General features: G+C 43.1%; 15 protein-coding genes and 1 pseudogene. 14 read left to right on the top strand and 2 right to left on the bottom strand.

Going from position 1 to position 15,263, the window contains the following annotated elements:
* Nucleotides 1-32: 32 nt before the first annotated feature.
* From AC1DU2_RS12290 to AC1DU2_RS12230, 13 genes and pseudogenes are all read left to right on the top strand, one after another.
* On the top strand, nt 33-524 hold the full coding sequence (locus tag AC1DU2_RS12290) for a D-glycero-alpha-D-manno-heptose-1,7-bisphosphate 7-phosphatase (protein ID WP_477361812.1): 492 nt from the start codon (nt 33-35) through the stop codon (nt 522-524).
* Nucleotides 525-711: 187 nt separating this feature from the next.
* A complete protein-coding gene (locus AC1DU2_RS12285; RefSeq protein ID WP_477384709.1) occupies nt 712-2,256 on the top strand; it encodes a hypothetical protein in 1,545 nt (514 codons plus the stop codon).
* Nucleotides 2,257-2,562: 306 nt separating this feature from the next.
* On the top strand, nt 2,563-3,414 hold the full coding sequence (gene hisG / locus AC1DU2_RS12280) for an ATP phosphoribosyltransferase (RefSeq protein ID WP_477384707.1): 852 nt from the start codon (nt 2,563-2,565) through the stop codon (nt 3,412-3,414).
* A 100-nt stretch (nt 3,415-3,514) separates the two neighbouring features.
* Entirely contained in the window at nt 3,515-4,810 is a 1,296-nt protein-coding gene (hisD, locus tag AC1DU2_RS12275) for a histidinol dehydrogenase (protein ID WP_477384705.1), read from the top strand.
* A 51-nt stretch (nt 4,811-4,861) separates the two neighbouring features.
* On the top strand, nt 4,862-5,968 hold the full coding sequence (gene hisC / locus AC1DU2_RS12270) for a histidinol-phosphate transaminase (RefSeq protein WP_477362891.1): 1,107 nt from the start codon (nt 4,862-4,864) through the stop codon (nt 5,966-5,968).
* A gap of 48 nt (nt 5,969-6,016) precedes the next feature.
* Nucleotides 6,017-7,159, top strand: a complete 1,143-nt coding sequence (gene hisB, locus AC1DU2_RS12265) for a bifunctional histidinol-phosphatase/imidazoleglycerol-phosphate dehydratase HisB (protein WP_477384703.1) — start codon at nt 6,017-6,019, stop codon at nt 7,157-7,159.
* 66 nt (nt 7,160-7,225) lie between these two features.
* Nucleotides 7,226-7,870 (top strand): imidazole glycerol phosphate synthase subunit HisH, encoded by a 645-nt coding sequence (gene hisH / locus AC1DU2_RS12260; RefSeq protein ID WP_477384792.1) that lies wholly within the window; start codon nt 7,226-7,228, stop codon nt 7,868-7,870.
* 5 nt (nt 7,871-7,875) lie between these two features.
* On the top strand, nt 7,876-8,625 hold the full coding sequence (locus tag AC1DU2_RS12255; protein WP_147059700.1) for a 1-(5-phosphoribosyl)-5-[(5-phosphoribosylamino)methylideneamino]imidazole-4-carboxamide isomerase: 750 nt from the start codon (nt 7,876-7,878) through the stop codon (nt 8,623-8,625).
* Between the two features lie 47 nt (nt 8,626-8,672).
* A pseudogene (locus AC1DU2_RS12250) lies at nt 8,673-9,017 on the top strand (endonuclease domain-containing protein); the annotation flags it as partial.
* 9 nt (nt 9,018-9,026) lie between these two features.
* Nucleotides 9,027-9,812: an imidazole glycerol phosphate synthase subunit HisF gene (hisF, locus tag AC1DU2_RS12245; RefSeq protein WP_477384791.1), complete on the top strand. Its 786-nt coding sequence runs from the start codon at nt 9,027-9,029 to the stop codon at nt 9,810-9,812.
* 364 nt (nt 9,813-10,176) lie between these two features.
* Nucleotides 10,177-10,764 (top strand): bifunctional phosphoribosyl-AMP cyclohydrolase/phosphoribosyl-ATP diphosphatase HisIE, encoded by a 588-nt coding sequence (hisIE, locus tag AC1DU2_RS12240; RefSeq protein WP_477384701.1) that lies wholly within the window; start codon nt 10,177-10,179, stop codon nt 10,762-10,764.
* Nucleotides 10,765-10,847: 83 nt separating this feature from the next.
* Nucleotides 10,848-11,735: a class A beta-lactamase gene (gene bla / locus AC1DU2_RS12235; RefSeq protein WP_477384699.1), complete on the top strand. Its 888-nt coding sequence runs from the start codon at nt 10,848-10,850 to the stop codon at nt 11,733-11,735.
* A gap of 139 nt (nt 11,736-11,874) precedes the next feature.
* Nucleotides 11,875-12,783, top strand: coding sequence for a WD40 repeat domain-containing protein (locus AC1DU2_RS12230; protein WP_477384697.1), 909 nt, complete (start codon nt 11,875-11,877; stop codon nt 12,781-12,783).
* Between the two features lie 6 nt (nt 12,784-12,789).
* Here AC1DU2_RS12230 and AC1DU2_RS12225 read toward each other — a convergent pair whose 3' ends face one another.
* Both AC1DU2_RS12225 and AC1DU2_RS12220 read right to left on the bottom strand, forming a co-directional pair.
* Nucleotides 12,790-13,551: a C40 family peptidase gene (locus AC1DU2_RS12225; protein WP_477362906.1), complete on the bottom strand. Its 762-nt coding sequence runs from the start codon at nt 13,549-13,551 to the stop codon at nt 12,790-12,792.
* A gap of 229 nt (nt 13,552-13,780) precedes the next feature.
* Complete coding sequence (locus AC1DU2_RS12220) at nt 13,781-14,134, bottom strand: 4Fe-4S dicluster domain-containing protein (protein ID WP_090647487.1); 354 nt, start codon at nt 14,132-14,134, stop codon at nt 13,781-13,783.
* Between the two features lie 101 nt (nt 14,135-14,235).
* Here AC1DU2_RS12220 and AC1DU2_RS12215 point away from each other — a divergent pair, with 101 nt between their 5' ends.
* The gene (locus AC1DU2_RS12215) at nt 14,236-15,261 is read left to right on the top strand and encodes an acyl-CoA reductase (RefSeq protein ID WP_477384695.1); all 1,026 of its coding nucleotides are present in this window, start codon (nt 14,236-14,238) and stop codon (nt 15,259-15,261) included.
* Nucleotides 15,262-15,263 lie beyond the last annotated feature (2 nt).

The raw sequence follows: 15,263 nt of genomic DNA, 5'->3' as shown, positions 1-15,263 counted from the left end.
ATTCGCTATCTTCGCCAAAAAATTAAAAATAGATGTCTGCAAAAGTTAAAGCCGTTTTTTTAGATCGCGATGGAGTATTGAACCAGGAAATGGGCGACTATGTTCGTCGTATTGAGGATTTTCATGTTCTGGATAATTTTGATGCCCTTAAAACTTTGCAGGACAGGGGTTATATGCTATTGGTAGCCACAAACCAGGGCGGCCTTGCCAAAGGCTGGTATACCGAAGAGGAACTAGCTAAAATGCATCATCACTTAAAAACTGTTTATGCAGAGCATGGTGTGGTAATAACCGACTTTTTTTACTGCCCGCACCACCCTAATTTCACCGGCGACTGTGACTGCCGCAAGCCAAAGCCTGGATTATTGCTGCAAGGCATTGCTAAATACAACATTGACCCTGCCCTATCCTATTTTATTGGTGACCGCGAGCGCGATGTTGAAGCAGGCACCCAGGCCGGTGTTAAAGGAATTTTAATTGATAGCGATCAGCCGATTAGCAGCGTGTTGGATTTGATAGCGTAAGGATACATCATACTATCATTATGTCATTGCGAGGCACGAAGCAATTGCACACGTGCAAAACAGAAATGCATTGTTCGCGATTGCTTCGTGCCTCGCAATGATATAATAGACTCGCAAAAAATCATTTTTTAAAACATTTTACCCGCTTACAACTTTTACAACTAAATTTAACAGTAAAAAAAAATTTATGCAGCTAAGCCGCTATTTAAAAAACTACGACACTTTTATTGCCGCGGTACTTGGCTTTGTTGCAATACAAATATTTTGCAGCTATAGTGGCATCGGTATATCGCCAGACTCAATTATGTATACCAGCGCTGCCCGGAGCCTGAACACTAATGGCACGCTGCAAACATTTAACCATATACCTATTGTTGATTTCCCGGTATTTTACCCCATGTTTTTAGGGGGCATTATGTTTGTTACCCGCATAGATCCGGTTGTTTTTGGAGCGGTATTGAACGGTTTGATGTTTGCCACGCTTATTTATACCGCCGGGTGGATCATGCAGCGTTTTGTGCCCGCAAACCGGGTTTATAAATGGTTAATGCTGGTGGCCATTATATTAAGCCCGGCATTATTGCAGGTATACTCCTATTTATGGTCAGAGACTTTGTTTATAGTAGAAACCTTGTTTTTCCTGGTGGCTTTCAGGCAGTATTTGCTGAAGCATACGGTTAAAGCTTTAATTATAGCTGCTTTAATTGCAGCAATAAGCTGCGTTACCCGTTATGCCGCAGTTACAATTGTAGGTACCGGCGGGTTACTTTTACTGCTTGACAGGGTTTTGCCGCTTAAAAAGAAGATCATACATATTATTATATACGGCTTTGTTTGCATTTCGCTATTGGTAAGCAATTTGGTTTTTAACGCGTTTATGTCGGGCACTACTACCGGGCCGCGGGAGCCTTCAATTACCTCGTTTGGTAAAAATCTGTATTACTTTGGCAACGTGGTTTGTGATTGGATGGGGCTTACACCCAATCAATATTGGCTATCTATCCCCCTTGCTATCTTGATATTTGGCGGCTTTATAGCCGCGCTTGCTTATAACTACTATCGCAGGCACCTGGATAGTTTTGAAAACCTGGCCATAACCTTTGCCTTGGTGTATGGCTTATTTATAGTGGTGTCGTCTACCTTTTCGCGGTACGAACGCATTAACCATCGCCTGCTGGCACCTATATACATCCCCGCGCTTTGGGGCTATACCAGTTGGGGGCTGCTGCTGCTTAAAAAAATAGTCAATGATGATACCCGCAAAATAGTTGGCGCTATCATGATCGTCCTGATGCTGGGCTTTGTAACCAAAGAATTTTTTATCGACAGAAACCGATACAACGACCAGGTAAGGGACGAGTATGGCAACCCCGGCTACACCGACGAAAGCTGGATAGATTCGCCATTTGCTGATTATCTTAAAACAATGGATAAAAGCAAGTTCGACCCAAAGCTTACCATTTATACCGATGCGCATGAGGCGGTTTACTTTTTCTCGGGCATGTCATCCTACCTGGTACCCCACAGGTTCTTTAAAAAGGATATCGCTAAGTTTTACACCTTTAAGCATTATTACCTTATCTGGTTTAAAAGCCTGGAAAACCCGGAGCTGATCAATTTAAAGGATATCCAAAAGGCAAAACAGCTTAGGCTGATTAAGGATTTTGGGGAAGAGGGCGGCATTTATGAATATGATGAAAGTCGTAGTCTGAATCAGAATTTGCAGAATTAAAGAATGGACAGAATCTTAAAGCTCGGTTAATTCGTTCAACAATCCCGGTTGAGACAACATTCTGTTAATACTCAAATTCTGTAAATTCTGATTCAGACACAAATTCACTTTTAATTTTGATTTAAAAAACATCTGTCTATATTTGCGCCAGACTTACCCGTATACTATAAAAAAATGAACGGTATCGCATTACATCATCTTCATCTGCATCACCACCATGTGGTGATCAGCTAAATGTATGTTTCTACGCGAAATAACAACCTCCGTTTGTATTCTTTTTTATTATAGTTCATAAATTCAATTCTTTTGAAAACACTTAAAATAGCGATCCAGAAATCTGGTCGTCTCAACGAAAAATCTGTCGAATTATTAAAAAATTGCGGCTTAAACTTCGAAAACTACAAAAGTTCACTAATCTCGCCAGTTTCAAACTTCCCTTTAGAGATCCTTTTTCTGCGCGATGATGATATCCCCGAATATGTTCAGGATGGCATTGCCGATTTGGGTATTGTAGGCGAAAACGTAATAGAGGAAACCGAAGTTGAAGTAAGCTACCTGCAGCGCCTTGGTTTTGGTAAATGCTCGCTTAAAATAGCGGTGCCAAACAATAATGATATCGCCACGCTTGAAGATTTGAACGGCAAAGCTATCGCTACCACCTACCCTGTTATATTGGGCAAGTTTTTAAAGGAAAAAGGTATTACTTCTGATATCCGTACCATTTCTGGTTCGGTTGAAATCTCTCCCGGCCTGGGCCTGTCTGATGCTATTTGCGACCTGGTATCAACCGGAGGTACATTAAAAAGCAACGGGTTAAAAGCATTTGCCGATGTAATGTCGTCAGAGGCTATCCTGATTAGCAGTAAAGCTACTGAAAGCAATGAGCTTGTTCAGGAATTGATTCAACGCATCCAATCGGTTTTACGCGCCAAAGAGACTAAGTACGTGGTACTTAACGTTCATAAAGATAACCTTGATACAGTGATCGCTTTATTGCCGGGGGTTAAAAGCCCGTCGGTAGTGCCATTGGCCGAAGCTGATTGGGTAGCTGTACACACCGTAATACCCGAACGTGATTTTTGGGACAGGATAAGCCAGCTAAAACAAGCCGGCGCGCAAGGCATTGTAGTAATGCCGATTGAGAAGATAATATTGTAGGCTAAGCCCCCTAACCCCCTAAAGGGGGAACAAGACGGGGCTATGTAAACAAAACTATAACTTTCAAAAAAACTCCCCCTTTAGGGGGTTGGGGGGCCATATGAAACTATTTAAGTATTCAGAACTTACTGCAAAAGATATCCAGAAACTGGTTCAGCGTAATGTTGACCCAGCGAATGAGATCCGTGCCGTTGTGGAGGAAGTGATTGCCAACGTGCAACAGCATGGCGACAGCGCTTTGATTGACTATGCCCAAAAGTTTGATAAGGTAACGCTAACTAAGCTTTTTTTGGATAAGGCCGAGTTGGAAGAACTGGCTGAAGCTATTACGCCAGAGCAAAAAAATGCCCTGGAAACCGCTTACAGCAACATCTATAAATTTCACCAAACACAGCTAAAAACCGAGGACAAGGTAGAAACCATGCCCGGCGTTACCTGCTGGCGCGAGTTAAGGCCGATTGAAAAAGTTGGTTTATATATCCCCGGCGGATCGGCTGTGTTGCCAAGCACATTTTTAATGCTGGGCATCCCGGCGCGCATTGCAGGCTGCCATGAAATTGTTGTTTGCTCGCCTCCGCAAAAAAGCGGCAAGGTAAATGCATTTATAGCATATGTGGCGCTATTGTTAGGTATCGATAAAATTTTTTTGGCGGGTGGTTCACAGGCCATAGCAGCAATGGCTTACGGTACAGAAAGCATCGTCAAGGTTGATAAAATATTTGGCCCAGGCAACCAGTTTGTAACCAAGGCTAAAACACTTATCCAGTCAACAACCACTACGGCTATTGATATGCCGGCCGGCCCGTCAGAAGTATTGGTTATTGCAGATGATACCGCCATACCAGCTTATATAGCTGCCGATTTATTGGCACAAGCCGAACACGGTATCGACAGTCAATCGGTGTTGGTTTGCACATCGGCTGCAATTGCAGAGGCTACATTGGCAGAAATAGAAAAGCAATTACCCGTATTACCAAGGGCCGAAATTGCCGGTTTAGCGTTGGATAACTCCTACATCGTAGTGACATCCAGCCTGGCCGAAGCCATGGATTTCAGTAACCAATATGCGCCTGAACACTTAATTTTGGCAACCCACAGCTGGGAGCAGATAACCGGAAGTATCATTAATGCGGGCTCCGTTTTCCTGGGAAATTTAACGCCAGAGAGCGCCGGCGATTATGCATCGGGCACCAACCATACTTTGCCAACCAGCAGTTATGCAAGGGCTTACTCTGGCGTATCGGTAGATTCTTTTGTAAAAAAAATTACTTTCCAGCATATCACCCGTGAGGGTATCCAAAACATTGGCCACACGGTTGAAATTTTGGCCGAGATGGAAGGCTTGCATGCGCATAGAAATGCGGTGAGTATTAGAAAAAGCCCCCAAACCCCCTGAAGGGGGATTACGTCCTAAAGCCTTTAGGTACGCAAATTAAGATTTATTAAAATGAGTGAAGAAATAAAACAACAATACTATAGCGGCCCCGATGGAAACTCCCCCTTTAGGGGGCTGGGGGGCCTACTCAGAGAAAACATCAAAAAGCTTGTCCCCTATTCATCGGCACGTGATGAGTATCAGGGCGAGGCCAGTGTTTTTTTAGATGCTAATGAAAATGCCTACGGTTCGCCGTTAGCAAAGCAATTTAACCGCTACCCCGATCCTATGCAATACGCCATAAAAATGCGTTTAAGCGAGATCAAGGGCGTACCAGCCCGCAACATATTTATAGGCAACGGCAGCGATGAAGCTATCGATATCCTGTTCCGCAGCTTTTGTAACCCCGGCGTTGATAACGTGATCCTGGTACCGCCTACGTACGGCATGTACGAGGTATCGGCCAACATCAATGATGTGGAGGCCCGCAAGGTTTTACTAACCGAAGATTACCAGCTGAATTTGGAAGGCATTGCCGAAGCGATTGATGAACATACCAAGCTGATATTTATCTGTTCGCCAAATAACCCGACAGGCAATTCCATTAACCGCGCGGATGTTGAAACATTACTGGCAAACTTTAATGGAATCGTAGTGGTTGATGAAGCCTACATCAATTTCAGCAGGCAAAAAACCTTTATACAGGAACTTACCGAGTATGCCAATTTGGTGGTGATGCAAACCTTATCCAAAGCCTGGGGACTTGCCGGCTTGCGCGTAGGGATGGCCTTTGCCAGTGAAGAGATTATCGAGGTGATGAATAAAGTTAAACCACCTTACAATGTTAACGAATCATCGCAGCAGTTAGCTTTAGAAGCCCTGGCAAACGTTGACCAGGTAAATGGCTGGATAAAAGAGACCCTTTTACAACGCGACAGGCTGGTACTTGCTTTGAAGGACTTTGATTTTGTGGTAGATATTTACCCATCAGATGCCAACTTTATTTTGGTAAAAACAACTGATGCCAACGGCATTTATAAATTTTTAGTGGGTAAAGGCATCATTGTACGCAACCGCTCAAAAATTGAATTGTGCGAGGGCAGCTTACGCATCACTGTGGGCACTCCCGAAGAGAATTCGATTTTATTAGAGACCTTAAAAAGCTTTGATAAGCAGTAGAAAAACATAATCACTAATTCAAAAATTCAAAAATCAATAATTATATTGATGAGCAAGCTGCAAAAAATACTCTTTGTTGATCGTGATGGCACCATGATTAACGAAACGCCGGACGAGCAGATAGATTCGTTCGAAAAACTAACCTTTTACCCCGGTGCGTTAACTTATTTACCCAAAATAGCCAAAGAACTTGATTTTGAGCTTGTAATGGTTACCAACCAGGATGGTTTAGGTACCGCTGTTTACCCCGAAGATACCTTTTGGCCGGTGCATAATTTTATCCTCAAAACGTTTGAAGCCGAGGGCGTAAAATTTGCCAACCAAATCATCGACCGCACCTTTGCAGCCGACAAAGCCCCTACCCGTAAACCGGGAACTGCCTTGCTTACGCAATACTTCAACACGGAAAAATACGACCTTAAAAATTCTTTAACCATCGGTGACCGGAAGAACGATGTACTGCTTGCTAAAAACCTGGGCGCTAAAGCAATCTGGTTAAATAACCAAACTAACTTAGGCGGTGGCGAATTTACCGAAGAGGATCATATTGGCGACACTATCGCATTAGAAACTACCGATTGGCAAAAGGTGTATGAATTTTTAAAACTGGGAGAACGTGTTATTGAACACCGTCGCAGTACCAAAGAAACAGATATCTACATCAAAATAAACCTGGATGGCACCGGCGAATCCAAAGTATCAACCGGGCTGCATTTTTTTGACCACATGCTTGATCAGATTGCCCGTCACGGCAGCATCGACCTGGAAGTGGTTGCCAAAGGCGATCTTCATATTGACGAACACCACACTGTTGAAGATACCGGCATCGCTTTAGGCGAGATTTTTGCCACAGCTTTGGGCAACAAAATGGGTATTGAACGCTATGGCTTTTGCCTGCCTATGGATGATTGCCTGGCACAGGCAGCTATTGACTTTGGCGGCCGCAACTGGATAGTTTGGGACGCCGAATTTAAACGCGAAAAAGTTGGGGATGTGCCAACCGAAATGTTTTACCATTTCTTCAAATCATTCAGCGACGCTGCAAAATGCAATTTGAACATAAAAGCCGAAGGGCAGAACGAACATCATAAAATAGAAGCTATATTTAAAGCCTTTGCGAAAGCAATAAAAATGGCTGTTAAACGTGATGTAAATAAGATGGTTTTACCAAGCACTAAAGGGCTACTTTAGGCGAAGCCCCCTAACCCCCTGAAGGGGGAACAAGAGTTGACAAACATGGATGAGATAGAACAAAATATGGATTCGGTAAATACTAACCCGCCGGACAGCTCCCCCTTCAGGGGGAGGGGGGGGCTCGGCATCATCCGATACGGCGCCGGAAATATTTTCTCACTTACTGCAGCACTCGACAGATTGGGGATTGCTTATGGTATGGTGAATACTGTGGATGATCTTGAACTGTATGACAGGTATATCATCCCTGGTGTTGGGCATGCCGGTGCGGCAATGAAAAAACTGGAATCGACAGGTTTAGTGTCAGCTATTAAGGCCCTAAAAAAGCCCACTTTGGGAATTTGTGTGGGGATGCAGTTACTCACCTCCTACTCCGAAGAAGGCGATTCGACCCTGCTTGGCCTGTTCCCTATTAAAACTTTACGGTTTAAGGATAGCAATTTATACAAGGTGCCCCATACCGGTTGGAACCAGGTTTATCCCGAAAAGGAAAACCCATTATTTAAAAATATACCGTCAGGATCACATTTTTACTTTGTACATTCATACTTTATTGAGTACGATAAAGCGTACACGTTACTATCGGCCAATTATAACAACGAATTTTCGGCATCAATTTGGCGGGATAATTTTTATGGCGTACAATTTCACCCCGAAAAATCGGGTGTGTACGGCGAAACACTTTTAACAAACTTTTCAAAAATATAAAAGACATGTACATAATTCCCGCTATCGATATTCTGAATAAAAAAGTAGTTAGGCTACGTGAGGGTGATTACCAACAGGTAACAGAATATGATGTAACGCTTGAAGAAATGATTGAGCGCTATCAAAGCAATGGCACCAATTTCATCCATATTATTGACCTTAACGGGGCCAAAAACGATTTCAGCAACCAGCAATACCTGTTTGATGTAATCCGCAAAACCGATATGAAGGTGCAATACGGCGGCGGTATCCGCAGCATTGATAAAGTAAAAGAGTTGATTGATTCGGGCGTTCACCGTGTTATTGTGGGCACACAGGCATTAACCAACCCCGAATTTTTACCCCAATTAGGTAAAGAGATTTGCGGCCGCGACAAGTGCTCCGACCAGGTGGTTATTGCAATAGACGTGTTGGACGAAGTAATCAAATACTCCGGCTGGATGGAAAGCTCGCCAATTAAATTAATGGACTACGTTGATAAATGCCTTGCTTTAGGCTTTTTCCGTTTTTTATGTACCGATATCAACAAAGATGGCAAACTGGGCGGCGCGGGTATTGAGCTTTACGAAAAGCTGCTTGACCATTCGCCTTTCATTAAACTGATAGCATCCGGTGGTGTAAGCTCGATGGATGACGTAGAGAAACTGAGTCGTTTAAAGGTAGAATCAGTTGTTGTAGGTAAAGCGATCTATGAAAACCGGGTTACTATCGAAGATGTGAAAAACTGGAATTTAGAGGCCCTCATATCGATATAGAAGCGAAGCCCCCTAACCCCCTGAAGGGGGAACCATAGTTGTTTAAAATGAAGAAAAAGATGTTCTTGGGCGCTGGTGCTACTATCTTTAGGAATGCAGAAGAACTTCGTTATCGGATGACTGATGCTGAAGAGTTGCTATGGGGTTATTTAAAAAACAATCAATTAGGATTTAAATTCAGAAGTCAACATCCTTTAGGCATCTACATTGCTGATTTTTATTGCCACAAACATAAGTTAGTAATAGAATTGGATGGCAGCATTCATTTGCTTCCGGATGTAGCTCACAACGATATTGAACGGCAGCGTAATTTAGAACTTGACGGCCTAAGGGTAATACGCTTTACAAATGATCAAATTTTCAATAATCTTAATAAAGTATTGGAACAAATAACCACGCAAATCAAAGGCTCCTCCTTCAGGGGGCGGGGGGGGCTCGCCAAGCGAATTATCCCCTGTTTAGACGTTAAAGACGGTCGCACCGTAAAAGGTGTAAACTTTGTTGACCTGCGCGACGCGGGCGACCCGGTTGAGCTGGCCTGGAACTACTCGAGGCAGGGCGCCGACGAACTGGTATTCCTGGACATTACCGCAACAGTTGAGCGCCGTAAAACGATGGTAGAGCTGGTGAAGGCTGTGGCCAGGCAAATAAATATCCCATTCACCATCGGCGGCGGTATTAACGAAATTGCCGATGCTGATGCGCTTTTAAACGCCGGTGCAGATAAGATCTCGATCAACTCGGCAGCGGTACGTAACCCGGCTTTAATTGATGAGTTGGCCAAAGCATTTGGCGTTCAGTTTGTGGTAATTGCAGTAGATACCCGCAGCATTGGCGACAAAAACGTTGTACACCTGAATGGCGGCAGATTGCCTACTGAACGGGAAACATTGGAATGGATAATGGAGGCCGAAAGTCGTGGTGCCGGCGAAATTTTGCTTACATCAATGGATCATGATGGTACAAAAGCCGGGTTTGATAACAAGTTATTAAAAATTGTTAACGATGCGGTACACATCCCAGTAATAGCCTCGGGCGGAGCAGGCTCGGTACAACATTTTGTTGATGTATTTGAAAAAACAAATATTGATGCAGCTTTAGCAGCCTCGGTATTTCACTACGGCGAGATATTGATTCCGGATTTAAAGGCGGTATTGAAGAGTAATAATATAGAGGTGAGGATATAGGGGATCGGGTTGCGAGGTTCAAGGCTCGGGTGTCGCCATTTTTAAAACAAACGTTTTACCCGTACCACGAACATGGCAACTGGCAACATGTAACACCTCGCCTACCCGCGTTAGGGATTGCAGCAGATACCGGCCCGTGATTAAGGCCTGTGCAGTATGAGCGTAAAGCCAGAACCGAAGGTGATGCCATTGACACTCACACGTGAGGTAGCTGCTTGTAAGGACACAGGCAGCGGGAGAGACGTAGATGGATGGCGTAAAACACACCCCTGCCACCGCACAATCCGGCCCGGCCCCTCTCAAGAGGGGAATTTTAAAAAGAACACGAACCTGGCAACCCGCAACAGGAACCAGAACAACAGATATGAATATAGATTTTAACAAAACAGACGGTTTAGTACCGGTTATTATACAGGATGAGCAAACTTTAGAGGTGCTGATGCTGGGTTATATGAACCAGGAGGCTTATGATAAAACCGTACAGGAAAATATAGTTACATTTTTCTCCCGCTCCAAAAACCGCTTGTGGACCAAAGGCGAAACCAGCAGCAACTTTTTGCATGTAAAAAACATCAGCATTGATTGCGATAATGATACTTTGCTGATTAAAGTTACAGCAGATGGCCCTACCTGCCATACCGGCTCGCGCAGTTGTTTTAACACCGGCTATAACCAAAACTTTATTTTGGAGCTGGAAAATATTATTGCCGATAGATACGAAAATCCGGTAGAAGGATCATACGTAAACAAGCTGCGGAATAAGGGACTTAACAAAATAGCTCAAAAGGTTGGCGAAGAAGGCGTTGAAACCGTTATAGCCGCTTTGGCCGAAACGGAAACCGATTTGATTAATGAGTCGTCCGACCTGGTCTTTCACCTGTTGGTTTTACTTCGGGAAAAGGGATTAACGTTGGAAACGATAGCTAAAAACCTGGAAAACAGGCATAAATAGTCATTGGTCATTGGTCATTGGTCATTGCTCATTGCTCATTGCTCATTGCTCATTGCTCATTGCTCATTAATGGAGAAGTTAAGGTGAAGCATGTTGTTTTTTATATTTTGTTGTTTTGTTTCCTTTTTATTGGCTATGCCAATGCGCAACAAGGTGGGCTTAGCGCTAAGATTGCCGACATTGCGAAGGATGCAAGGGGTACTGTTGGGGTTTCGGTATTAAACCTTGAAACGGGTGATACATTAACTTATAACGGCTACCTGCATCAGCCGATGCAGAGTGTGATGAAATTCCCGATTGCCATTACCGTTTTGCACGAGATTGACGAAGGGAAATTCACATTAGATCAGCAGGTTCGCCTGGATAAAAGCGATTTATTTAAAACGTATAGCCCCTTGCAGGATAAATATCCGGACGCAAACGTGAATGTTTCGATAAGGGAGTTGCTAAGCTACATGGTATCGTTAAGTGACAATGTTGCGTGCGACAAGTTATTAAAAGTTTTAGGCGGAACGTATGTAGTAGATGCCTATATACACCATATCGGGATCAAAAACTTCTCGATAAAAGCATCCGAATATCAAATGGCGCAGGCCTGGGATGTACAGTTTACCGATTGGGTAATGGCTTCTGAGCTTACGCATTTATTGAGCGTAGCTTTTAAACCCAATTTCCTTTCCGCGGCCAGCCACGCCTATTTATGGAAAATTATGCAGGAAACCTCAACCGGCCCCAACCAGATTAAAGGTTTATTGCCTGTTGGTACAATAGTTTACCATAAAACCGGCCGATCTGGCACCAACGAAAAAGGAATTTCGGCAGCTACCAACGATACCGGTATTATTACGCTGCCCAACGGTAATCACCTGGCTATTGCCATTTTGGTTACCAATTCGCCCGTTGATTTGAAAGCCCGCGAATTGGTTATTGCCCACATTGCAAAGGCTGCCTATGACGAAGCCATAAAATAGATTGCTTTTGCCGGGTCAATTCCCCTTAAAGCATCATCCTAAAATCCTATTTTTGTTAAAAGTCACGTATCAACTATTCACCGATCTTGATACTTGATACTTACTACTTGATACTAAATTTGCTACTTGCTACTTAAAAATGATTGCAGAAAAAATAGCCGAACTTACCGGGCATGGCAACCCTATTTTTACTTTGGAGTTATCACAAAAACCGGGGATACTATTTACCGGCGGCAATGATAAAGGATTGGTGGAGTGGAACCTGAAAACAAATGCCTTTATTAAAGTAATGTTCCCGGTTAATGCATCTATTTATGCCATTCATTGCCCGGCGGGTTATCCATTAATGTTTGCAGGCTTGCGTAGTGGCCAGGTGCTGGTTTTTGATTTTATCCAGCAAAAGGTCATCAAATCGCTCAATCATCACCTTAAACCGGTGTTTGATATCAAGTCTGTCAGTGGTAAAAAAGAGCTACTGATAGCCTCTGAGGATGGTACAGTGTCTGTTTGGAGCCTTGATACATTGGATATAGTGCACGGCATTAAAGTATCGGCCGATACGGTTCGTTGTATAGCAGTTTCACCGGATGAAAAGCAGGTTGCTTTTGGATGCAGGGATAATGTGATTAAAATTTACGATTTAGAGGATTACACCCTAGTGAAGGCGCTGCACGGGCATACCATGTCTGTTTTTGCATTAGCCTACAGCATTGATGGTGCTTACATTGTATCGGGCGGGCGCGATGCGCAGGTAAAAATCTGGGATACAACATCGTATCAGTTGGTTAAAAACATCCCGGCACATTTGTTTGCGGTTAACCATATCCTCTTCCACCCTACCCAGCCTTATTTTGCTACGGCCAGCATGGATAAAAGCATCAAAATATGGGGGGCAGATGATTTTAAACTGTACAAGATCATCTCCCGCGAAAAAGGATACCCAAGCCACCCCCTGTCAATAAATAAACTGGCGTGGAACGGCGATCAGCTATTATCTGTTAGCGATGATAAAAATATTTTTATTTGGGATATAAAGTTCCAGGATTAGCCCTACTTATAAAAACCTTCTGATGCTATGCAATTTATGGGTATGGCGTTTCATCTCGGCGGAATAAATACCATCGTTATCAATAAGGTCGATTTTTACTTTGCCGGATGCATGGATAATGTACTCGTTATTTAGCAGGATACCCACGTGGGTAATACGCCCTTCGGGATTATTAAAAAATGCCAGATCACCAAGGCGGCATGCTTGCAGGTTGGCAACTTCTTTACCTTCTTCGGCCTGCTGGCTTGCATCACGCATGAGTTTTATTTTGTTCAGGGCAAATACTACTTGTGTAAAGCCCGAGCAATCGATACCAAAATGGGTACGGCCGCCCCATAAATAGGGTGCATTTAAAAACGACTTTGCTGTAGTTGCCAAATCTTCCTTTTCGCCTATTTCGCCAATGATCTCAAATTTATCATTTCCTATTTTACAGGTTGTCCCCTTTAAACCGGCAAGTGAGCTGCCGGCTGGTAAATAAATTACCGAGTTATCAATAATTTTCCAGGCCTGTGTTACCGGTCTGTAAGTTAAAACCGGGGGATTGCTTTGCTGGGTTTTATAGGCTATATGACCAAGCATGGCAAATTGCAGCCTGCCTATCCAGCCTGTATAGTTATCAGTTGTTGTAACAATTTTAACCCAGCGTTCGGCCCACTCCTTAATTTCAAATGTTTCGCCAAATAACACCTGCGATACCTGTTCGCTCCTGTCGTCGGGCAAAGCGCGAAGTGGAATTACTGCAAGGTTACAAATACCATATTCCATAGATCATTTTAAGTTGCAAAAATTAATGTAACTAAGATTGCAATAAGCAATAAAATAATTACAATGTTTAATTGGTTTTAAAGATATATTTTAGCCTGGGGAGGGGATAACGCTAAAATCTACAAGGCTAATTTATTAAATTATTAAACGCCAAATAATTTTATTTAAAAAACAAGCAAAAAAAAGGGATCAGCAAGCTAATCCCTTTTCAAAATATTTTTTGTTGAAATTATTCATTCATATGCAGCCAATCTTTTTTGGCTAACAATTCTTCCTGTGTTTCGCGGATATCTTCATCATCCACACAGCAATCAACCGGGCAAACGGCAGCACATTGCGGCTCATCATGAAAACCAACACACTCGGTACACTTATCGGGTACTATATAATATATCTCGTCGGATAAGGCAGCCTGAGTTTCCTCGGCATTTAAAGTATTGCCATCTCCAAAATCAATAATTCCTTTAAGGCCGGTACCATCGCTAAAACGCCATGCCGCACCTGCATCATAAATTGCATTATTGGGGCATTCCGGCTCGCAGGCTCCGCAGTTTATGCATTCATCGGTGATTTTAATCGCCATATTTCTAAATATATAATAATCTCAATTAACTTTGCCCGTAATTTACAAGCGCACAAATATAACAAAAAAAGGCTTTAGGGGTTTAAATCCTCACCATATATATGTCAAAATTTAACATAAAAAATTCCATAAATTCATTTTCAGCCTTAGGAAAGCAACTAATTGCACCCGACGCACAGTTAATGGCCATTATTGAAGACGAGCGCTACCATAACGCCTGGTTTACACCCGACAGTGTATTACAGGCAGTAACCGCCATTGGCAAAATGCTAAACGAGGATGATTTGCAAACCTGGCTCTCAAAATATAACCTTGATAACCACGCCCCGGGCAAAAAAGTAGGCCTTATTTTGGCAGGTAATATCCCGCTGGTTGGTTTTCATGATGTGTTGTGCGTGCTGGCATCCGGCAATCACGCGTTAATCAAAGCATCGTCACAAGACGCACGGCTAATAAAAACTGTTTTGGAGCGCTTAGTGGCCATTGACGACAGCTTTGCCAACCAATTTAGTTTTATAGAGCGCTTAGCGGATTTTGATGCCGTTATAGCTACCGGAAGCAACAATAGCTCGCGCTATTTTGATTACTACTTTGGCAAAGTGCCAAACATCATCCGTAAAAACAGGAATAGTATTGCCCTGCTAACCGGCGATGAAACTGCTGAGCAACTGTTTAACCTTGGCCATGACATTTTTGATTATTATGGCCTTGGTTGCCGCAATGTGAGCAAGCTGCTGGTACCAAAGGATTATAATTTCAATTTCTTTTTTGAATCGATTGAAGATCATAAGGCTATTATCCATCACCATAAGTACAACAATAATTATGACTACAACAAATCCATCTACCTGGTAAACAGCGATAAGCACCTTGATAACGGGTTTTTGATGGTAAAGGAAGATGACCGGCTGGCATCGCCACTTGCGGTACTGTATTTTAGTTATTGCGATGATCTTGCCCAGGCGCAGGAATTATTGCAAAAACAAAGCGATAATATTCAGTGTATTGTTACCAATGCTCCCATCAATGTAGCCAGCCAGGTAGTAAGCTTCGGCCAAAGCCAGCACCCCGCATTATGGGATTATGCCGATGGGATTGATACAATGGAATTTTTGTCAAATCTTTAAAA

The sequence above is a fragment of the Mucilaginibacter sp. P4_C11 genome, assembly GCF_056402115.1.
Note: the sequence above shows the minus strand (reverse complement) of the source record. Positions and strands in the feature narration are given on the sequence as shown.